Below are 20,145 nucleotides of genomic sequence, written 5' to 3' on the forward strand. Positions count from 1 at the left end.
GGTTGATTTTTATGCAATTTGTCGATCACAAGATGATGCTTATTCTTTTTGATAAAGGCGGTTACTCGATCTTTATAACTTTGTAGATTTTTAAAATTTGCGATAATATCATACCCAATAATTTCTTCCTTTAAAAGATTATCATCAAGCTTTGTATAAATAGGTTTAATGTTATTCTCCTCTTTGAGCAAGTGTATTAGATCTCGAATTTCCTTTCGTAGATTTTCAATTTTTGATACTGATGCATCTTGCCAAAAATCTATGGAGGCCATCTCTCTTATGACGATTTCTTTAGCAGCGACAGCAGGTACATTTCGCTTTTTTAATAGTCTCTTTCCTATATCCATAAAGTTCTGGATAAGGACGGTCTGCCGCGGAGATTTATTAATCATTGCTCCTTGCAGTTTATAACTATTTAGATCGAATCGTTTAGCCATTTCATCTATGTCTTCAGTGTAAGGAATAAGATGAGACAGTTCCGTTTCTATAGCAATGATAGCAGATTTATTGAGGTTGTCCCACTTGCTTCTATCTGCAAATTGATGCACTACAGCGAGATGCTTTCTGACCTCATACCGAGCTGTATCCAGCTGCGCTACTTTGGCATGTAGTTGATTGATATATTCCTTTGCTAAAGCTAAATCTTGGTTATTGGCATCCATATTCTCCTGAATAAGGTTAGCAACATGTAATTGTTCCAGAAACAACAGTTGACTTAAAGGTCTTTGGGTATTCGTTTGATAACCGTCCGGATTCTCCTGAAAGAACTCAAGGTTTCGGCAGTAGTCAAATAGTAGGAAGAATTTTTTATCCTCATGGGGTCCAAATAAATCACGACGTAAACGAGTACCCCTTCCTACCATTTGCCAAAACTTAGCATATGATTTTACCGGTTTAAAAAATATGAGATTCAGTACGCTAGGCGCATCGACTCCTGTATCCATCATATCGACCGAAATAGCAATCTGAGGTTCTAGTTCTTCTTTGTCATAACAGAACTTTTCAAGTAAATCTTGCGCTTTGTCATTGTAATTGTCAATGACCCGGCAAAAGTTGCCTCCATATTCGGGATAGTTTTTGTTAAATCGCTCTTCGATAAAAACAGCATGACGATGGTTTCTGGCAAAAATAATCGTTTTGCCGACCTTATCTCCAGAAGCTACTTTTAACCCATTATTCATGAGGTGATCCAAAACAAGATCTACTGTAGGTTCATTAAATAAAAAAGAATTAATCTGAGACGCTCCAACTTCAAATTCCTGAAGGGCTTCATCAGATACCGCTGTCAATCCCAACTTTTCCTCTAATTCGGCCTTATCCTCATCGCTTAAATCTTTGTATTTCACGCCATCCCTTACCATCTGTACAGGGACAGCATACGAGCGTGGCGGTACTAAAAAGCCGTCGTTTACGGCAGTATCTAATTCGTAGGCAAAAGTGGGTATATCATCCTCTAATTGAAAAAATGAATACGTATTTTTATCAAGATCTTTTTTGGGTGTAGCCGTTAACCCAATCAATAAACCATCAAAGTAATCGAAGATAGATTGGTATTTTTGATAAATGGAGCGGTGTGCTTCATCGATGAAAATAGCATCAAAGTGACCTACACCATAATCCCGACTTTCGCCCTCCATTTGGTTGTTGATAAGGTTCATCATGGTTGGATAAGTCGAAAAAACAATTCTGGTATGACCTGTTTCTTTTTCTCTGGTCAGATCTACTGCTGACAAGTGAGGTAAATGCTCCTTAAACGCATTTTTAGCCTGTGTGACCAACGCATTTCTATCTGCCAGGAAAAGTATCCGTTTTGCCCAATTGGACTTAGTAAGCATATCCACAATGGCAGCAGCAGTACGTGTTTTACCTGAGCCCGTTGCCATCACCAATAAAGCACGACGATTTGTTCCTCTCAGTTTATCATTCTTCACCGTTACGAAATGCTCCGAAAGTCGCTGTATTGCCTCTAGCTGGTAATATCTCCCCGCGATGGCAGCATTTACTTCAAATTTCCTGATATCCTTTCGCGATTCCCGTCTTTTGATCAATGTTTGTAACTCCGATTTGCTGTAGAAACCGTAAATCTGTCGGGGCGGATAAAACTGATCATCCCATATATACGTTTCATACCCATTGGAGTAAAAAATAATAGGGCGCTGGCCGGTATTTTTTTCTAGACAATCCGCATAAAGTGTGGCCTGGTGTTGACCCTTATGTACATCGTGAAGCGTACTTTTAGCTTCAACAATCGCTAGTGGTTTGGCATCATCGTTCCAAAGGACATAGTCGATGTATCCTTTGCCAGAAGGATTCGTTGATAAAGGCATTCCACTTACTTCAAACTCCAGATCGCGGGGTTTTTGTAGGTTGTCCCATCCAGCTTCTCTCAGATAAAGATCGATGAGCAAGCGACGTGTCTCCAGCTCAGTTATGAGCATAGGCGGCGCTGGTAAAGCGGCGATAACTTGTTCTCGTTCTTCCTTTCTGTTGGCGAGTAGCGATTGTACTTCTTCCAACTGTTTGCGCAACACTTCATTCTGCAGTAAAGCCTTTTGTTTTTCTTTGTAGGCTTCATCTGCAAGCTTTTGAGCCTCTTGATAAGATTGATTTAGTTCTTTAACTTTTTTTACGTTGATATCATCGACCAGACCACGAGGGATTAGATTCTCATCGAATTGTGCTTCTCCCGGAAATCTTTTGGCGTATAATTTTGCTATCCAATGTAAAAAGTTGTACATGCATTTGAGTACATGTAAGGCCTCTGTATCTTTAATTGTTTTTACGGTATTCCCTTTTCCTGCGTGCGAAGCGATATTGCCTAATAAACGAACAGTATTCAATTCTTCACGCACAGAGGACCTTATGTTTTCACGGAATGAGTCCGTATGCAGCAGACTATTGATCGATTTGTCAAATGGCATTTCAAAATCCGAGTCATTGTCGTAAAGCCAAAAAAGCGACATCTCTAGGGTAGAGCGGCATAGCATCGCCGCAAAACGCGGTGCTGTAAAAGTATGCTGTTCTGCCGGTGTGATTTCTTGGTAAATAAGAGGAAACTCTTCTGCTAAAAAGTCAAAATTTGATGCCATTTATTTCTACTCAATTTTCTATCTATATTAATATGGTTTTATCGCTACATGAAAGGATACCCATGGAAGATACATTAATTATCCTTAAATCATTAAGAAAATGCCGGAAACTTTATTTTCTTTTCAAGTTCTTCACGCCACTCATCCTGATGTGCCATTGTTTCATTGATTTTGTCACGATAGTATACCTGATACCAACTCTGTTTATGAAAGCCTTTAATCGCCTTAAAAATACGCTCGGAATGAATCATCAGCTTCTTAAAAAACTCCTCTTTCGGTTCACGATGATTGTTCAATATCTGACTTAGAGACACAGGTGTAATATCCAAATCTTGTGCAAACTGTTGTTGTTTTTCGTAGATGGTATTAATATATGTATTTAAAAATGACGTAAATTGATGTTGCACATCACTTTCAGCGGAGTTCAAGTACTCGTCAATTTGTAGTTTTAGCTGCATCAATTTTGCGCGCATGATATCCTGTTCGGACGTTCTAGCCATCCTATCCTTTCTCGCCTGCATTAACAGTTGAGCATCATTTTGTTTTTCCTCCTGCGAATTATACCTCGCGTCTACGCCATATTCGACCGTATTCAAAAGCGTTGTTTTTTTAGTTGTCATGGTCATAAAGTTCAATTAATTCAAAAATCTCCGGAACCTCTAAACTAAGTGTCACTCCGGTAATATTCATTTTATATTTGTCGATATAATGCTGTGCGATCTGGGTTTTGGGACGTAATGAAATACAGGCCCATTCACCAAAATCACGTACTGCAAGTTTGGCCACGTATGCCAATAAGTTGCCAATAATTCTGTCGTATATTTTAGCTGCCCCCACATTTTCTACCGATGCGGTTAATAACCTCACATGGATCCGCATCTCATCTGGGATTCTTTCAAAAGAAATCAAGCCCAATATATCGTCTTTCCCTTTAATCGTCAATTTAAATATTTCAAAATCAGCTTCCTCATTCCAATCAAAGAAATACCTGTTGGCAGGTAAGTTTTTGAAATCACTCTTTTGAACCGGAGCAATTTCGATTAAATGGGACTGACTTGTAGCGACTTCGATGATATTCACAACACGAATATAACTAAAAAAGTTTACAGATAATGTAAACTTTTTGTTCTAATATTGGATAAAAACGAAAGGAGACTAACTTACCAACTCACCTTCGAATGCTTTCTGCAATAAGGATTGAAAAAGTTCTTCGGATTTCTGTGCATTGATTTGTGCTTTCAGCTGGTTGATCAACTCTATTTTTTTAGCAAAGGCTTCTTGGAGGTGGAGTGGGGGAAGAATTATAGGAAAATCTTGAATATGCTCCTTATTTAACTGACGTTTATCAATTCCTCCCACACAAACACTTCTAATATGGTCACGATATTGAATTGTTGTTAGAATAAATACTAAAAATTCAGGAATTATAAATTTTGAATAGACACGAATTAAGTACACGTGACCATTTAAGTTAGCACAGTCATTTTCACCGCTATATAATGCAGCTCTGCCCAAACTGCTGTTTTCTGTATTAATTCTTCCAGTTTTAGTAATAAGGATATCTTTATTTTTTAAACTAGTATTCTTCATTTTCTTGTGTGTAGCTTCGTCGATATAAGCTATATCATCTAAATCAAGTCTGTTTTTCCACACATTTTGACTTCTAAAGAATTTAATTCCAGACTCTACATATACTTCACTACCGCCTTTGGGTGTATTTCCACTTAAAATCTTGCTACACAATTCCCCTAACTTCTTCACCTCCCAACCCTTCTCATTTCTAACTGGATCGCCGAACATATCGATAAAGATAGCTTGCGCAAGTTCGTCGTATTTGGCTTGTAGATCTTTGTCTTTGCGACGTAGTTCATCTGCCTTGTCCAAGATCGTGGCTATTTTTTCTTGAATAGGTAACGGTGGGAGTGGTATTTCTATTTCTCCTAGAATACCATTATTGATAATTGGAACAACTGCATTGTTTGCGATTGAAGAAAGATGTTTTTGAATAGTTTGGAGGTAATAATATAAGAATTCTATATTGACATCTTCACTAAAAGGGCATAAAGCAGTTATTTGCTGATTTGAGCATGCATCGACTTTGTTGATTGTTAATTTTCCAATGTTTCCAATACAAGTTATAAATAAACTATTTGATGGTATTAAATTAATCTTCCTATCTTTAAGTGCTAATGTGGTAACACCTCTTTCTGATTTTTGAATAAATTTTTCATTGAAGTCACCTGGTGTTAACCACATTAAATCTTCACCAAAATACTCGGCATTTTTTGTTGGAGGAGTTTTGCCAGTAACCAATTTACAAATCTCCTTTAACTTAACTTTCTCCCACATACTACAACAGCCCTTTCAATTCGTCTAACAATGCTTGTCTTTCTTGGTCGATACTTGCGATTTGCTCAAGGATAGCTGCAGGCTTTTCGTAGCTGATCTCCTCATACACGACCTCTTTATAGCGGTTGATACTCAAGTCATACCCATTATCTCGGATTTCCTGTGTTGGTACGAAGAATGACTGATCCGTACGGCTACGATCTTGTTCGCTAGCTTGGTTATGATATCGTGCGATAATATCGGGGATATCATTAGCAGCAATAGCACTGCGTTTATCGTCTAAACTATAGCCATCGGCTTTCATATCGTAATACCATACCTTGTCAGTGCCGCCCGAATTGGTTTTGGTGAAGATCAGAATTGCTGTACTTACCCCTGCATAAGGTTTAAATACCCCTGAAGGCATGGAGATTACAGCTTGCAATTGTTGGTTGTCCACCAATTCTTTGCGAATGGCTTTGTGCGCAGTGGATGATCCAAACAAAACGCCATCAGGAACGATCACAGCGGCACGTCCACCCAATGTCATCATGCGTAGCATCAGACTCAAGAAAAGAATCTCGGTTTTCTTCGTATTTGTCATTTGGAGCAAGGAGCTCTCAACATCATTTGCATTCAGCGCGCCCTTAAATGGCGGATTGGCTAAGATAAGGGAATATTGTGAACTGATACCATTGCGCTCAGCTAAGGCAGAACCTGAAAAAAGTACCGGATTCTCAATGCCGTGCAACTGCAAATTCATCGAAGCTATGCGCAACATGGAGGGATCGATTTCCATTCCATTGAACATATTGCCGTAATAGTGCTCACGGAAGGTTTTATCGAGCAGCCAATCTTCATGCGTTTCTTGGATGTACTCAGCAGCGTTCACCAAGAAACCTGCAGTACCCATTGCCGGATCACAGATGGTATCGTCTTGCTGGGGTTGCATCAGCTCCACCATCATGCGGATGATATGCCGTGGTGTCCGGAACTGCCCATTGGTACCTGCCTCGGCAATTTTACTTAGCATATACTCGTATAGATCACCTTTCGTATCTCTGTTACTCAACGGTAATTTGTCGATCTGTTGTACTACGCTATCTAACAGACTTGGACTCTCTATCATGAAAGTTGCGCCTTTCATGTACTGCGAAAATTTACCTCCTGCAGTACCGAGCGTACGCATAAAGTCAAATGCCGTCAGGTTCTCTAGATCTGTTTGTGGTATGCGAAAGATATCCATCATGCGCTCAGGATCTAGTTCTTTAAAATAAGACCAACGTAGTGGCTTCTGCTCTTCAGTGTAGATATCTGCTTTTTTTGAGCTTCCTAATAATTGTTTTTCTTTGTCAATCGTAATCTGCCTATCATCCAATTGTTTTAAGAAAATCAGATAGGTAAATTGTTCAATAACGGTCAAGGGGTTAGAAATTCCTCCTGTCCAGAAGTCATTCCATATTTTATCTATTTGGGATTTTATTTCTCCGGTAATCATCAGTATTGGGGTAATTTGTTTTTTTTGCTCTGTAAAGGTAAAGATTTGTTTTTGTTCTTTTTGATCGCTACGAAAGAATCAAAAAACTTCGCTAGGATTTTTTACCGGTTTGTAGTATATTAATTCCTGTCTAAATTTGAAGCTATTATTTCTATACTATGATCGTATATCTTACCATACAATCAATTGGATATTTTAAATCAGGAGACATATCTCTCCTAAAGAGCACAACATATAAATCGTTGATTATTTTTCGGACCTCTTGAATTACCTCCATTTGTTTGTTAAAGGAGATTGGATTTTCATTCGAAATCTTAATTTGCTCTTTGGTTTTAAATTCATGAGCCTCGGCATCTCTTCTATTTATAAGCTTATCTATATCTCCTTGGTACTTTTTATAAAAAAGTGATATTTTATCCAAAATTGTTTTAATCAAAGCATTGCTTGTTTTTACTTGGTTACCTTCGAGATAGTTTTTCAAACAGTTTAATGAGTGCTTCTCATCATCTTTAGGGTTGTTTTTCAAAATATAAGCAGTACGGATTAATGCTAATTCGTTATGGTAAAAAATCATATCTGTACTAAGATCACCTCGTAATCCATTCTCGGATATTAATCTATCTAAATTAAGGACAGCGTTAATATGCATCTCGATTTCGTAAGTGACGCGATACATCCAAAAAAGGTGATTTTCTACCTCATAGCGTTGATCGCTAGTTTTAAAAAAAGTCATCATTCTATTTGTTTTAGTTTATAATACAAATGTAAATAGTGTATGTGCACTCTATATGCATAGTTGTCAGATCGTCTGCCTTTGTTCGCAATTATATGGAGAATTTGTGAGGCAGAAATTGAAAGACTTACTTATACTGTTTTAAACTTTCTTCTATTCTGGCTTTAAAATCTTCCCGAAGTTGCTTAGGGTGAATGACCTCCACAGCAGGACCAAAACCTAGTACCTGAGCATAAAACTCATAATTTGGAATAATCTCCAGTTGCAAGATGATATATTCCGAGCCGCGTTCGATAACAGTCTGTGAAGGATGTAAAGGCTTCGATTCAATATATGGCCATAGCGACTTATTCACTTTGATTTTGACAAACTGACAAGCGCCGCCAATAGGTTTACTTACGCCTATTATATCTTCGAAGTACGCTTCATGCGTGTCCTTCTGAAGACTAAATGCGATACCTTCGGCTGACTCAAACGTAATCATACGATCCAGCGCTAGACTGGTCCAAGTATCAAAGCCGTCCCGCTGGCCAAAGAGAAACCATCGCTTGTTATATTGTTTCAGAAAATATGGATGTATTAAAAAATCTTCTTCTTTATCTTGATTGAACGATTTGTACCGTACGGTCAATACTTGTTTTTGCTGTATGAATTTTAGCAAATCTCCCAAAAGATGGAGATTTTTAAGGTATTCATTTTGGTCAAAAAAGATGCATTCGTCCAGATCCTCCAATTGAAAACTCTTTTTGAGTTTCAACGCCAGTTCTTGGACAAAATCAAATTGGGGCAAACCTTTAAATCTTCCTAACATATCCAGCGTCATTTTTAGTAAATCAGCTTCCACGGGGTTGATTTGTTGCATGCCGATCGAATATCCTCCATCGGCATAACGGTAGTAGGTCTTTTTCCCATCTTTAAAAGATGCTATTGGGGCTCGGAAACCTGTCTCACTACGCATAAAATCGATGTCTTTCAAAATTTGTCTGCGAGAGATAGAGGAGTTTCTGCCAGTATAGTCCATTAAAGCTGCCGAGACATATTCGATAAGGTCATCGATAAAAAATTTCCGGCCTTTGTTGGAAAAACACCTGTCCAAGGCTTCGTAACGTATAATTGCATGTTTGTTGGTGGCCATCACTAATTTATTGGTCTATAACAAAGATAAGGCTTTTCTATGCATTGTATGTGCATAGAAGATCGTAAACCAGTGAACATACAGTGCACAGGACCTTATTTACTTTGTAGCAAGTTTATTCATTCAATAATTACATTTCCTACGGTAACCCGTAATGTTTAGTGAAATGAACTGGATATGTTTGCCAAAATTATTTAACTATGTATAAATTACTACTTTCAGGATTATTGATCTTATCGCTGAGCGCTTGCCAAAGTTATAAATATGGCAGTGAGGGCCCCACAGAAAAGAGCAACCTGACCATGGGGGTGGTCAAAAGCCGAATCATCAAAGGTGAAACAACACAAGACGAAATCCTCAAACTATTTGGATCGCCAAATCTTGTTTCCAAAAATAAATCAAACCGTGAAGTCTGGAGCTACAACAAGATGTCAGTCGAACAAAAAGCGGGATCAACAGATTTTTTTGCTGGTCAACGTGCGAGCCAAAGCAGCAGCAGTAGATCTTTTGATCTGATCATTACGTTTGATGAAAAAGATATTGTTGCAGATTATTCCGTTATATCTACCGCATTTTAACCTTAAAACACACAAAAATGAAAAAAATTATTACGTTATTATGTATTGCCATCCTATTTGGCTCATGTGCTACAAAAATGGTTACCAAATCACCTACTGAAGTAAAGATGATGACCACAAAGCAATTGGAATCTAATCAAGAACTCGTATTCAAGTCAGTAATCAGTCTACTACATTCCGAAAGCTATATCATTGATCGCGCCGATAAAGAAACAGGATTGATCAACGCCAGCAAAAGAATTGAAAATAAAAATGCTGCTTCCCAGCGTTTTTGGACGGGTGTATCCAAAGATGCCAATACTTCCAAAGCGATGTTTTATATAGAACCGATAAATGATGAAGTAACGGAAGTCAAGATTACCATGTACGAAGGGTCTGAGTCTAGCCGCAACGGTTACTGGGGTCAGGTGAATAAAGATACAAAAGAACAAATGATCTATGAGCCGCAGGTCTACCAAACCTGGTTCCAAAGCCTACAAGCCGAAATCGAACGTCGCAAAGCATTGGGTAGATAAATTGTCGTTAACAATATTATTCACTTAGATTTATAAATGAATAGTCATAAAAAAGGGATGTTCATTCTTGCTGAACATCCCTTTTTTATAATTTTTATACGACGGAGTACTATTTTCCTTCCTTCAATTTTTTTACTTCATTGGTAAGGTCCAACACCGCCTGGCTCAATGCTGCAATGGATTGTGTCTTCGCTCGATCCTCCTCAATAAATTTTTCAAGCAATGCGACCAGCTTATCTGATCCATCATTGTTAAATGTTGGTTGGGAATGTTGACTAGAGTTGGTTGAGTGATCGTTAAATGTATGTGAATGCTGTATATTATAAATTACATTCTCATCCTTAAAAGATTGAACAAATTCAGCTGTTACCCCCAATGCAGTAGCCAGCTCTTCTAAAAGCGGCTCATCGAGTGCGACCATATTTTCAAAGTCCGAAATCCGTTGCTGCGAGTATTTGTTGCGGCAAAGCTGACCGAAAGCCTCCTGCTTAATTCCCTGAATCTCACGGATGCGTTTAATATTGTGACCGATATGCATGGTTTCGTTTTTTTCTTTAAAAATAGTATTCATAATCTAGCAAAATTAGAGGCTGGTTTTTTACCGGTAAATCGGTGGAATACCACACCCTAAAATAATAAGTAATGCAATAACTTTGCCTTTAAAGTTACGAATTATTATTGTAATGAACAGTAACCGCTGAATGCTCTTTGACCTATTGGTATTGAAAGAAGTTTTATAAGATCAATAAAAATTAAAAATAATGAGGCTGCTTGTGAAGCCTTAGGGTGAGGATAACGATCACTCACTAAATACTATTTATTTGTACTAGAGCTCGGTATATACAAAGGGTGGGCCTTGCTGTGAAAAATCGGGAGACCAACGATCTGCAATAAGGCTTCTTGTCCTAATATACACAACTGAGGCCGTTCCTTGTTAATAAGGAAACTTTATAACGTATGCATAAAGTGGCTGTCTTACGTCTGCTACATATAAGAATAGCTGACCGTTTGTGACACCGCAGGTTGAAAGTGATTTCAAGTACAAAATCTATATTATGCACAACTAGTTTCTCACGCGCTCAACAGTACTAAAAGTATATACGATAGGTGGGCATGCTCTTGATAGAAACTTACACAATTGGCGTTCGCTTACTCGTTTTCCGTAGCATATCAATAATTCGTATACACAAAGGTTGGCGCTCGCTTTAAATCTGTTTAATAAGAAATATATCAATACCAATTTTGTCAATGTGCTATTCAGCTTTAATATACCTATCATAAGATCAAGTTTTTCCAAAAAATCCGTCAGAGCCGGTCGAGATCTGTAAAAGTGATAAACCAATTAAACATGGATTATGGAAAAAGGAACTTTGACGCAAGAAGACGAGGAACTCATGGGGCAATACGGCGAATACAGACAGATTAAAAAGGGAGCTTTGCTCCACAGAGAGGGAATGGTAGCAAACTATGCATCAACTCAAAGACTCACCCCAGAAACGCTACGAAGATTTTGTGTCAAATTACCCCAATATCTACAATCGCATTCCGCTTTATATGATCGCTTCTTACCTAGGTATTTCAAGAAAAACACTGACAAGGGTTAGGGGCGGGAAATAATTAGTCACTTTATCACCATCTACACTCCTGATAAAAAGGTTTATCAAAATAATGATGATAAAAAAGGCTAAATTAACCGTAGTTCAGTTAGCCTCTTCTTACAACGTTGACAATAAAAAACCTTATGGATTGGTAGACCACAAACTGAATTCTTTTACAAAAGCACGTTTTGGCAATTTCAGATGGTGTACGACTAGGGTCGCCAAATCTTCCGGCTGTAATACTTTTTCTTCGTTTCCATCGGTGAAGTTGGCGTTCACCGTCATATCTGTGGCAATGGTACTCGGGTTGATGGTCGATACACGAATGTTGGACTTGCGGCCTTCTTGCATCACACTCTCGGTAAGATTGATCACCGCTGCTTTTGATGCTCCGTAGGCACTCATTTTTGCAGAACCTTTCAAACCTGAGGTAGATGCTATGTTAATGATATCACCACCATTGTTTTTGACCATTTCCGGGAATACCTCGTGGATCATATAATACGTTCCAAATACATTTATTTTGAAAGATTGCTCCCATTGCTCAACTGGCAATTCGTTGATACCTCCTACAGCCAAAACTCCGGCACTATTGATAAGAATATCAATAGTTTCAAAAGTTTCCAAAATACTTTTTACCGTGTCTTGTACACCTGTATAATCTGAGACATCCAAGGCATAAGTTTGCACTTTTACATCGCTGTTAATGGCACTGATTTCAGCAGCTACCCGTAGCAAATCTTTTTCTGTACGACCTGCCAGAGCGATATTGACCCCTTCTTTTGCCAATTCCAAAGCCATCGCTTTACCTAACCCCTTACCAGCACCTGTGATAAGGGCATTCTTATTTTTTAAATCTTGCATATTTCTATTTTATATATCGCAAAATTCTGTTTTTATTTTATTATAAACGACTATTGAGTATTAAAATGTAAATTTGTTCCGTAATAATGAACAAAACATGATACAGTCGCTCGAGAAGCTATTTCTCATTATGGATTATATGGTACAAAACGGTAATCGGGTGCGTATACAAGATATTGCATCAGGTTTGGATATGAAAAAATCTACGGTACATAATTTTGTTAAAACCTTGGTGCATATGGGCTATGCAGATCAAGAGGAACTTTCTACCCGATATTACCTCACAGGCAAAATGCATCACCTCATCCCAACGGAATATTCTACCGCTACACTGAAAACAGACTATCGTCCTATCGTAGAAAAAATAACCGAACTCACCGGTGAAACCGCTTATCTAACCATACAGCTAGGATCCTATATGCGGCACGAACTAAAAAGCGATCCCAAACGCTCTGTACGTATAAGTCTAGAAGTAGGTAAAGAAATGGATGTAATGAATTCGGCTTTGGGTAATGTTTTTATGGCACATTCACCGAGTTTGACCAAACAATTAATGGTTAATCTCATCGAGCCAGAACAAATCAAATTGCAAAAGCAACTCGATAATGTAATAGAAAAAGGCTATGCTGAAGATTATGAACGTTTGGAAAAAGAGATGAATTGCGTAGCGGTACCAATTTATAGTAATAATAAATTATTGGCAGCAATTGGTATTTCAGGCCCATCGTATCGTTTTGGAACTAAAGAAATGCAACAGGGAATACAGATCATTCAATCATTATTAAAGAATAAGGTATCTTAATCTACACGATAATCGTTCTATAGCGTGTAGATGGAATGCATCATGCTTATTGTACTGTGACAATTAAAATTGTAACATTGATTATTGTTGAGTAAAGGAAAAGAGTCCTCGCCAATTCCAGGACTCTTTTCCTTTACTCATTTTATCATTTCCCTTTTGTTTGAACCAAAATTCGAAAATTGCAATTAATGTAGCAGATCAGGTCGGACAAATGTTGTAAGTTTGAAATTAGCTGTTAACGCGATGTGGAGAATGAAGCCTCGTAGACCTTCAAATTCCCTTTGTTGTCTTTCACTTCAAGTTTAAAGTCGTGTCTGCCACTGCTGAGTTCCGGTTCGAAGTCATGCCAGATATGTCTTGTTTTAGGGTCATATTTCATTAAAGCCCATTTCCCGTCAATATAAGCGTCAAAAGTAGCTATACCCGATAGATTGTCACTGATGGTAAAATCGATGGAGCGTTGATTGGAAACATTTTTGCCGTCAGTCAGGTTACGCGCAGTGATATTTGGTGCAATGGTATCGACAGCGATGTAAAAACCACCAAATTCGCGTACGTTGGCTACCACCCAGCCGTTCTCATATTGACCACCTTGTGCTCCGCCATCAGAAGAAACAATCAAGGCTTTGTCATAAAGATTTTCAGACAAGCTGTAGTCTGGTTTGATCATGAGCTTATAATATCCGAACACAGGTGTATAAGCGTTGTGGATATAGTGCATTGCCGAGTAGCCTTTTGCAGGTTTTGCTCCCTGCGAATAATTGAAGTAAAGGTCGTCATACAATATATTTTTGCTCATATAAACCCGAGCATTCTCCGCTTCATATTTGTTTTCATCGGCATAGTGAAACATTTTAAGCCCCTTCGCATTTGGGCGGCTGATGGAAAGTGAAGGGTTATTCTGCACCTTAAAATTCAATTCGCTCGTATTCCCTTGAACATCCTTGACCACATATTTTACCTCATGCACCTCATTGTCTTTCAACGTGATTTTACCGAGGTTATCCAAGTTTTTGAAGATGTTGATCGGATTGTTAGGATCTTTGAAGCTCTTTTGCACGCGTACCCCTGACTTTTTTAAATAAGGGTAGTCTACGTAGGACTGTATCGCACGGGTCTGATCAAAAGGAATGGATTCGAACAGTACCGTGCTGATGTTTTTATTGTCTAAAAATAGTTCAATCGAATATACACCATATGTAAAAGAGATTCCTCTCCGTTTATCAACGGTGTTGATTCCCAATCCAAAGGTACCATTCACAGAGATAGGGGCGTTTGTTGCTAAACTATAATTGCCGCTACCAACAGATCTGATGGTTTGATGCCTGCGGGGCGTATTTTCATCAAACAGTTCGGAACCCAAATCGTAGACCGTCATACCGCGGATAATCGGTTTGACACCATCTGGAAACAACAGTCCAAACAATTGCGGATTGAGCGGCAATTGTGCTTTTGTATCCCGGATTTCAAAATGAAGATGTGGACCTGCAGACCCGCCTGTATTGCCCGAATTTGCAATAAACTCACCCTTTCTTACAAGTACTTGGTTGGGTTTGAGAAATATATCGACATCAAAACGTTTTTGCTTGTACTGCTCATCTTTGATGATTTTCGCAAGATCCGAATTGAAACTTTCGAGGTGCATGTACACCGAGGTGTAACCATTGGGGTGATCAATATAAACATAATTACCCCCACCACCTATCTGTACCCTGACGCGGGATACAAAACCTTCCGCCGCTGCATGCACAGGAATATTGATGCGTTGTTGTGTCCGGTAATCGTCTCCACCATGAAAATGCGTTGCGCGCAATTCGCCGAACGATCCTGAAGCCTGCGGCGCAATGTCCATGGGGCGTACAAAATAATTTTGTGGATAATTGCGGCTTTTGATAATATCTTGTCCCTTGCTTAGACCTGCCATGCAGGCCAGCAGGGAGATCATTGCTGTCGTTTTTTTTATCATGCTATTCCCAGCTATTTGATTTTACAGCTAAACATCTTCTGTTCGCCAATGAAACCTTCCAATAAATCGCCGATGGCTACAGATCCGACACCAACTGGAGTTCCGGTGTAAATGAGGTCACCTTTGCGTAGGGTAATAAATTTGGAGGTATATACAATCAGATCTTCGTAGGAAAATATCATATCCTTGGTATTTCCCTGCTGAACTTTTTGCCCATTTTTCTGCAGGGAGAAATCAATCGAATTTACTTCCGCAAATTCTTCTTTAGGAATCAGGTTGCTGATGACTGCCGAATGGTCAAATGCTTTTGCCAATTCCCAGGGAAGGCTTTTTGCTTTTAATTCTTGCTGCACGTCCCTTGCGGTAAAGTCAATCCCTAGGCCGATAGCATCGAAATAGGTTGATGCAAATTTTGGTGTCACATGTTTTCCTTCCTTACAGACCCGGAGGACAACTTCGGTTTCGAACTGAATGTTTTTGGAGAATTCGGGGTAATAGAAATCTTTGTTATCCTTTAAGACCGCTGTATCGGGTTTTAAAAATATAATGGGATTCTCTGGGACTGGATTATTGAGCTCTTTCGCGTGGTCGATGTAATTGCGACCGATTGCAATTATTTTCATGATATAAATTTTTAAGGCAATGAAGCTTTCAGATTTCTTGCGAACTCATGAGCTCGGTTTTCATCGCGTGTACATTTGAGGCGCTATTAGAAAGTACTATATGCTATTTGTGAATTACCTACACTTGGCCGGAATGCGCTATGCTAACGAACGTCATGTGAGGAACGATATGGTTATCTTCTAAAAACTTATCGTGCATCCATACTCGGTATACTTTAGTTTTCATTTACCACAACAAACTTAATAAATGTCCAAAGCTTATCCAAAAATGGAGAAAAACAACTACATGCGTAATTTAGATCAAAGTATATATTTATATAGGTTTTAGTTAGGTTTTGTTTAGGTTTTAGTTAGGTATAGTATAGGTTATAGCTAACTAAAACCTATACTATACCTAATCTAATACTAGTTCATACCTAATTTAATTCAAACATTAATACAGATCGATTGTTAAGAGATCATTGTTAAGATGATAATTAAACAAAAAAATTAAAATATGGCTATAATAGAAGATGGACCCAATGGTGGCTTTCGAGGTAAAGTTGGTTCGATATATGGATACAATCGTATGGGGCAATGGATTATTCGCGGAGCAAGGAGAAAAAACAGTAAACCTCCGACTGAAGCTCAGCGATTACATCGTCAAAAAATGAAAGCTATCGGAAAATTTTGTGCGGAGAACAAAGCAGTTTTTGATTTTGGCTATGGGCTAAAAAAAGAAAATGGATCTAAATATGGTGCATTTCAGCTCGCGCAAAAACATGTTTTCAATGATGTACTGGCTTTTGATGCCGATCATAATCCTGTTGTGAATTTTGAAAATTTGAATGTGTTTGTGGGGGATCTAATACCGCCCACGGGTACTAAGGTAAGTGTGAATGAAGGTCGTATATTTTTGGAATGGATACCAAACCCGGTGTATGATGATGAAATTTATAAGCTAAATCTAGCATGTGTTAGCTTAAATGATTTCTGCTCGTTAAAACCAGCAGTTGCATCTGCTAGGGATGGCCAATGTTTTGTGGACGTACCGGTTGAATTAAGCAAAAAAGCTGATTATCATGTCTACATCGGTTTTTGGGATACGTATCATGGTGCATTCTCAAATTCTACGTATTGTGGCGTCATTTAATAGGATTTTTCCACCTACTTGTGTATCTTTAACACTATGAATAAAATACAGGCGGTATTGTTCGATCTGGACGGTACGTTAATTGATTCGGAATATTTCTATTTCAAAAACTGGGCACCTATATTAAAACAGGAATTTAACCTTCAGATCAACTATGAAGATTGGATTCGCGATTTTGCTGGACATACTTTAGCACATAATGTCAAGCGTCTTACCGAGGACTATGGCTACGACGTGACGGAAGAACATATGTGGAAGCGTACACGTGCTGCTTATGCCGATTCTAACATGAGCGATATTGAATTGATGCCTGGAGCACGAGAAATTTTAGCTTTTTTGAAAGCAGAAGATATCCGTATTGGGCTTGTGACCTCGAGTTATAGAAGCACAGTCGATACTGTTTTGGGCAAGCACGAGCTTTTGGATTATTTTGAGTTTTTTGTCACGCGTGAGTGTGTGGAGCTGCCAAAACCCAATCCGGAACCTTATCGTTTGGCATTGACAAATCTGGGTCTACCAGCCGAGCGCTGTGTAGCTATAGAGGATACATCAACAGGAAGTACATCGGCATTGGGAGCAGGGACGCAGTTGATTGCAGTTACGAAACAGGAGGTAGAACGTGCTAGACTAACAGCTGTTGATAACATTGTGGAAAACTTATCTGAGGCGAAAGCCCTGTTGGCGCAATGGATTTGAGGGTTGTAAAATAATTTAATCGTTTTAGCATTTGTATTTTTATTCGGATATATGTAATATTACCGAATTGTAAAGGGAACTCTGATTATGAACCGTAGAACCGCAATAAAGCAATTTTTCATTATAGCTGGCGGACTGACAATTTTGTCGTCCTGTCTGAATGATGGAGGTGCATCAATTGTATTAAATAAGCTGAAGATTTCGGCGGAAGATGAGCAATTTTTGGGCGATCTGGCTAACATCCTGATTCCGAAATCGGATACACCGGGAGGAAAGGATCTGAACCTACATCTTTTCGTCATCAAAATGGTAGATGACTGTGAGTCGCCAGAAAATCAGGCTAAATTTGTCGCTGGTTTCAACAAATTGAGAAAACAGTTGAATTTAAAAAATAACAAAGAGACTGAGACCACTTTGGCGGGGTTAAAAGACCAAACCGACGAGAAGGCTTTTTTTGAGACCTTCAAATCGCGTGCAATTCAGGGGTATATGAACTCAGAATACGTGATGAAGAATAAGGTGATCTATAAACTTATTCCGGGTCCGTACAATGGTGCGGTAAAAGTTAAGGCATAAATAGCACATGGCAAATCTAAATATTGACAGTGAAAAAAACAGAACCTACGATGCGATCGTGATCGGTTCGGGAATTAGTGGCGGTTGGTCCGCAAAAGAGTTGTGCGAGAAGGGCTTGAAAACATTGGTTTTGGAACGCGGACGTGATGTGCAACATATCAAGGATTACCCAACCACCAATATGATGCCTTGGGAGTTTGAACATCGGAATGAAATGCCTTTCAAAGTAAAAGAAGAAAATCCGATTGTCAGCAAATGTTATGCATTTCACGAAGATGCAGCCCATTTTTTTGTAAAAGACAAGGAACACCCTTATATTCAAGAGAAACCTTTTGACTGGATCAGAGGCTATCAAGTTGGTGGAAAGTCGTTATTATGGGCGAGACAGACGCAACGTTGGTCTGACTTTGATTTCGAAGGGCCAGCGAGAGATGGTTTTGCCGTAGATTGGCCGATACGTTATGCTGATTTGGCGCCTTGGTATGCTTATGTCGAAAAATTTGCTGGGATTGCCGGTAATCACGATGGACTTCCTGAATTGCCAGACGGCGAGTTTCTGCCAGGATACCCCTTAAATATTGTCGAGAAGTATTTTAAAGAAAGCGTCCAAAAGAAATTTCCGGAGCGCAAAGTGATTTCAGCACGTTGTGCACACTTATCTAAACCAAATCAGATTCACATCGAACAAGGACGTGTACAGTGTCAGAATCGCGTACTTTGTCAGCGAGGATGTCCTTTTGGTGGATATTTCAGTTCCAATGCAACGACAATTCCTTGGGCGGCCAAAACCGGAAATATGACGCTACGCCCATTTTCGGTTGTTCATTCGATTCTCTATGATGAACAAAAGGGAAAGGCAGTGGGTGTACGTGTTATTGATACCAATACAAAAGAGGAAATTGATTTTTATGCCAAACTGATTTTTGTCAATGCGGCTGCAATCAATACGAATTTGATCTTATTGAATTCTAAATCGAACCGTTTTCCAAATGGTTTGGGTAATGATAGTGGTGTGCTCGGAAAATATGTTGCCTTTCACAACTATAGTGCACGCATTTATGCAGAGTATGAAGGGATGTTGGATTTTACGGCCGAAGGGCGGAATCCAGCAGGTGGAGGGTATATTCCACGTTTCAGAAACTTGCACAAACAGGAAACGGACTTTTTAAGGGGCTATGCCGCCGGTTTCGGAGCTTCACGTAGTAAAGAGTCGGATCGTTCGGGTTTAGGGTTGGATCTGAAAAACAATTTGTTGAATCCTAAATTAGGTGTTTGGCAGGTTGGATCTCACATGATGGGTGAAACAATACCAAAAGAATCGGGAATGGTTTCATTGGATAGCAGTAAGAAAGATGACTGGGGTATTCCGTTGTTAAAAATTGCTGTCGATTATGATGAGAACGATGAAAAAATGAAAAAGGATTACATTGCCGTCATGACGGAGATGTTTACGGATGCTGGTTTCACAAACATTCGGCCAGATACACACTGGCAGGCTCCAGGTTTGGATATCCATGAAATGGGCGGAGCACGTATGGGCCACGATCCGAAAACTTCGGTATTGAATAAATGGAATCAGATGCATGCTGTGAAAAACGTTTTTGTCACAGATGGTGCAAGTATGACCTCCACATCAACACAAAATCCTTCATTGACCTATATGGCATTTTCGGCTCGATCTGTCGATTATGCGGTTAGCGAGATGAAGAAAGGAAATATTTAATTTTACCGGGGAAAGGTTTTGAAAATAAATCTTTCCCTTGTAAAATTAAAGTGCTATCTTTCCACCTGAATAGCACGTTAAAACCAAGAAAGAATAACCAAAAAGGAAAACAATAACGAATAAACAATTAATGAACCAATAGGTAATCAAAAAAAAGCAATTAAAAAAACCAAAATAGGGAAACCAAAAAATTTTACAACAAAAGCAAAAGCGATTTAGCAGACTTTATTGCAGATTCTATGCGGCAATAGTACCATAGACATTTGAACCCAGACGTTTTCTGTTAAAT

At 38.8% G+C, this 20,145-nt stretch carries 19 protein-coding genes; 8 read left to right on the top strand and 11 right to left on the bottom strand.

Annotated elements, in window-relative coordinates; genetic code table 11:
* The 7 genes from B2X72_RS04800 to B2X72_RS04830 all read right to left on the bottom strand — a co-directional run.
* On the bottom strand, positions 1 to 3,089 hold a 3,089-nt coding region (locus B2X72_RS04800), incomplete at its 3' end, for a DEAD/DEAH box helicase family protein (RefSeq protein WP_286848427.1).
* A gap of 92 nt (positions 3,090 to 3,181) precedes the next feature.
* Positions 3,182 to 3,709, bottom strand: a complete 528-nt coding sequence (locus B2X72_RS04805; RefSeq protein ID WP_145327510.1) for a helix-turn-helix transcriptional regulator — start codon at positions 3,707 to 3,709, stop codon at positions 3,182 to 3,184.
* Positions 3,699 to 4,169, bottom strand: coding sequence for a hypothetical protein (locus B2X72_RS04810; protein ID WP_286848429.1), 471 nt, complete (start codon positions 4,167 to 4,169; stop codon positions 3,699 to 3,701). Before B2X72_RS04810 ends, B2X72_RS04805 begins: the two co-directional genes overlap by 11 nt.
* 75 nt (positions 4,170 to 4,244) lie before the next feature.
* Positions 4,245 to 5,438, bottom strand: coding sequence for a restriction endonuclease subunit S (locus B2X72_RS04815; RefSeq protein ID WP_286848431.1), 1,194 nt, complete (start codon positions 5,436 to 5,438; stop codon positions 4,245 to 4,247).
* A gap of 1 nt (position 5,439) precedes the next feature.
* On the bottom strand, positions 5,440 to 6,915 hold the full coding sequence (locus B2X72_RS04820; RefSeq protein WP_286848433.1) for an HsdM family class I SAM-dependent methyltransferase: 1,476 nt from the start codon (positions 6,913 to 6,915) through the stop codon (positions 5,440 to 5,442).
* Positions 6,916 to 7,066: 151 nt separating this feature from the next.
* Entirely contained in the window at positions 7,067 to 7,651 is a 585-nt protein-coding gene (locus tag B2X72_RS04825; protein ID WP_286848434.1) for a hypothetical protein, read from the bottom strand.
* A gap of 124 nt (positions 7,652 to 7,775) precedes the next feature.
* Positions 7,776 to 8,783 (bottom strand): helix-turn-helix transcriptional regulator, encoded by a 1,008-nt coding sequence (locus tag B2X72_RS04830; protein ID WP_286848435.1) that lies wholly within the window; start codon positions 8,781 to 8,783, stop codon positions 7,776 to 7,778.
* 200 nt (positions 8,784 to 8,983) lie between these two features.
* Between B2X72_RS04830 and B2X72_RS04835 the strand changes: the two genes are divergently transcribed.
* Positions 8,984 to 9,361, top strand: coding sequence for a hypothetical protein (locus B2X72_RS04835; protein WP_112374984.1), 378 nt, complete (start codon positions 8,984 to 8,986; stop codon positions 9,359 to 9,361).
* Positions 9,362 to 9,378: 17 nt separating this feature from the next.
* Positions 9,379 to 9,876 carry a hypothetical protein gene (locus tag B2X72_RS04840; protein WP_112374983.1) on the top strand — a complete coding sequence of 166 codons (498 nt, stop codon included), beginning with the start codon at positions 9,379 to 9,381 and terminating at the stop codon, positions 9,874 to 9,876.
* A gap of 109 nt (positions 9,877 to 9,985) precedes the next feature.
* Here B2X72_RS04840 and B2X72_RS04845 read toward each other — a convergent pair whose 3' ends face one another.
* Complete coding sequence (locus B2X72_RS04845) at positions 9,986 to 10,447, bottom strand: helix-turn-helix domain-containing protein (RefSeq protein ID WP_088163129.1); 462 nt, start codon at positions 10,445 to 10,447, stop codon at positions 9,986 to 9,988.
* 784 nt (positions 10,448 to 11,231) lie between these two features.
* On the opposite strand from B2X72_RS04845, the gene B2X72_RS04850 reads away from it, so the two are divergent.
* Positions 11,232 to 11,480, top strand: coding sequence for a hypothetical protein (locus B2X72_RS04850; RefSeq protein WP_145327516.1), 249 nt, complete (start codon positions 11,232 to 11,234; stop codon positions 11,478 to 11,480).
* A 135-nt stretch (positions 11,481 to 11,615) separates the two neighbouring features.
* On the opposite strand, the gene B2X72_RS04855 is transcribed toward B2X72_RS04850, so the two are convergent.
* On the bottom strand, positions 11,616 to 12,338 hold the full coding sequence (locus tag B2X72_RS04855; protein WP_070570201.1) for a 3-ketoacyl-ACP reductase: 723 nt from the start codon (positions 12,336 to 12,338) through the stop codon (positions 11,616 to 11,618).
* A 97-nt stretch (positions 12,339 to 12,435) separates the two neighbouring features.
* Here B2X72_RS04855 and B2X72_RS04860 point away from each other — a divergent pair, with 97 nt between their 5' ends.
* The gene (locus tag B2X72_RS04860) at positions 12,436 to 13,140 is read left to right on the top strand and encodes an IclR family transcriptional regulator (protein ID WP_070570199.1); all 705 of its coding nucleotides are present in this window, start codon (positions 12,436 to 12,438) and stop codon (positions 13,138 to 13,140) included.
* A 235-nt stretch (positions 13,141 to 13,375) separates the two neighbouring features.
* Here the strand turns inward: B2X72_RS04860 and B2X72_RS04865 are convergent, their stop codons facing one another.
* Positions 13,376 to 15,106 carry a M23 family metallopeptidase gene (locus tag B2X72_RS04865; protein ID WP_286848438.1) on the bottom strand — a complete coding sequence of 577 codons (1,731 nt, stop codon included), beginning with the start codon at positions 15,104 to 15,106 and terminating at the stop codon, positions 13,376 to 13,378.
* 11 nt (positions 15,107 to 15,117) lie between these two features.
* Positions 15,118 to 15,729: a fumarylacetoacetate hydrolase family protein gene (locus tag B2X72_RS04870; protein WP_286848439.1), complete on the bottom strand. Its 612-nt coding sequence runs from the start codon at positions 15,727 to 15,729 to the stop codon at positions 15,118 to 15,120.
* A gap of 496 nt (positions 15,730 to 16,225) precedes the next feature.
* Between B2X72_RS04870 and B2X72_RS04875 the strand changes: the two genes are divergently transcribed.
* The 4 genes from B2X72_RS04875 (at position 16,226) to B2X72_RS04890 (ending at position 19,856) form a co-directional block, all read left to right on the top strand.
* Positions 16,226 to 16,861 carry a DUF6266 family protein gene (locus B2X72_RS04875; protein ID WP_286848440.1) on the top strand — a complete coding sequence of 212 codons (636 nt, stop codon included), beginning with the start codon at positions 16,226 to 16,228 and terminating at the stop codon, positions 16,859 to 16,861.
* Positions 16,862 to 16,897: 36 nt separating this feature from the next.
* Complete coding sequence (locus B2X72_RS04880; RefSeq protein WP_286848441.1) at positions 16,898 to 17,557, top strand: HAD family hydrolase; 660 nt, start codon at positions 16,898 to 16,900, stop codon at positions 17,555 to 17,557.
* Between the two features lie 87 nt (positions 17,558 to 17,644).
* Positions 17,645 to 18,133 (top strand): gluconate 2-dehydrogenase subunit 3 family protein, encoded by a 489-nt coding sequence (locus B2X72_RS04885; protein ID WP_070570191.1) that lies wholly within the window; start codon positions 17,645 to 17,647, stop codon positions 18,131 to 18,133.
* A gap of 7 nt (positions 18,134 to 18,140) precedes the next feature.
* Positions 18,141 to 19,856, top strand: coding sequence for a GMC oxidoreductase (locus B2X72_RS04890; protein WP_046673712.1), 1,716 nt, complete (start codon positions 18,141 to 18,143; stop codon positions 19,854 to 19,856).
* Positions 19,857 to 20,145 lie beyond the last annotated feature (289 nt).

The sequence above is a fragment of the Sphingobacterium sp. UBA7253 genome, assembly GCF_002472745.1.
Taxonomy (GTDB): domain Bacteria; phylum Bacteroidota; class Bacteroidia; order Sphingobacteriales; family Sphingobacteriaceae; genus Sphingobacterium; species Sphingobacterium siyangense.

Bases quoted from the DNA above. Each gene is read 5' to 3' on its own strand.
- B2X72_RS04805 (WP_145327510.1), bottom strand. From the start codon at position 3,709: ATGACAACTAAAAAAACAACGCTTTTGAATACGGTCGAATATGGCGTA.
- B2X72_RS04815 (WP_286848431.1), bottom strand. From the start codon at position 5,438: ATGTGGGAGAAAGTTAAGTTAAAGGAGATTTGTAAATTGGTTACTGGC.
- B2X72_RS04820 (WP_286848433.1), bottom strand. From the start codon at position 6,915: ATGATTACCGGAGAAATAAAATCCCAAATAGATAAAATATGGAATGAC.
- B2X72_RS04825 (WP_286848434.1), bottom strand. From the start codon at position 7,651: ATGATGACTTTTTTTAAAACTAGCGATCAACGCTATGAGGTAGAAAAT.
- B2X72_RS04830 (WP_286848435.1), bottom strand. From the start codon at position 8,783: ATGGCCACCAACAAACATGCAATTATACGTTACGAAGCCTTGGACAGG.
- B2X72_RS04835 (WP_112374984.1), top strand. From the start codon at position 8,984: ATGTATAAATTACTACTTTCAGGATTATTGATCTTATCGCTGAGCGCT.
- B2X72_RS04840 (WP_112374983.1), top strand. From the start codon at position 9,379: ATGAAAAAAATTATTACGTTATTATGTATTGCCATCCTATTTGGCTCA.
- B2X72_RS04845 (WP_088163129.1), bottom strand. From the start codon at position 10,447: ATGAATACTATTTTTAAAGAAAAAAACGAAACCATGCATATCGGTCAC.
- B2X72_RS04850 (WP_145327516.1), top strand. From the start codon at position 11,232: ATGGAAAAAGGAACTTTGACGCAAGAAGACGAGGAACTCATGGGGCAA.
- B2X72_RS04855 (WP_070570201.1), bottom strand. From the start codon at position 12,338: ATGCAAGATTTAAAAAATAAGAATGCCCTTATCACAGGTGCTGGTAAG.
- B2X72_RS04860 (WP_070570199.1), top strand. From the start codon at position 12,436: ATGATACAGTCGCTCGAGAAGCTATTTCTCATTATGGATTATATGGTA.
- B2X72_RS04865 (WP_286848438.1), bottom strand. From the start codon at position 15,106: ATGATAAAAAAAACGACAGCAATGATCTCCCTGCTGGCCTGCATGGCA.
- B2X72_RS04870 (WP_286848439.1), bottom strand. From the start codon at position 15,729: ATGAAAATAATTGCAATCGGTCGCAATTACATCGACCACGCGAAAGAG.
- B2X72_RS04875 (WP_286848440.1), top strand. From the start codon at position 16,226: ATGGCTATAATAGAAGATGGACCCAATGGTGGCTTTCGAGGTAAAGTT.
- B2X72_RS04880 (WP_286848441.1), top strand. From the start codon at position 16,898: ATGAATAAAATACAGGCGGTATTGTTCGATCTGGACGGTACGTTAATT.
- B2X72_RS04885 (WP_070570191.1), top strand. From the start codon at position 17,645: ATGAACCGTAGAACCGCAATAAAGCAATTTTTCATTATAGCTGGCGGA.
- B2X72_RS04890 (WP_046673712.1), top strand. From the start codon at position 18,141: ATGGCAAATCTAAATATTGACAGTGAAAAAAACAGAACCTACGATGCG.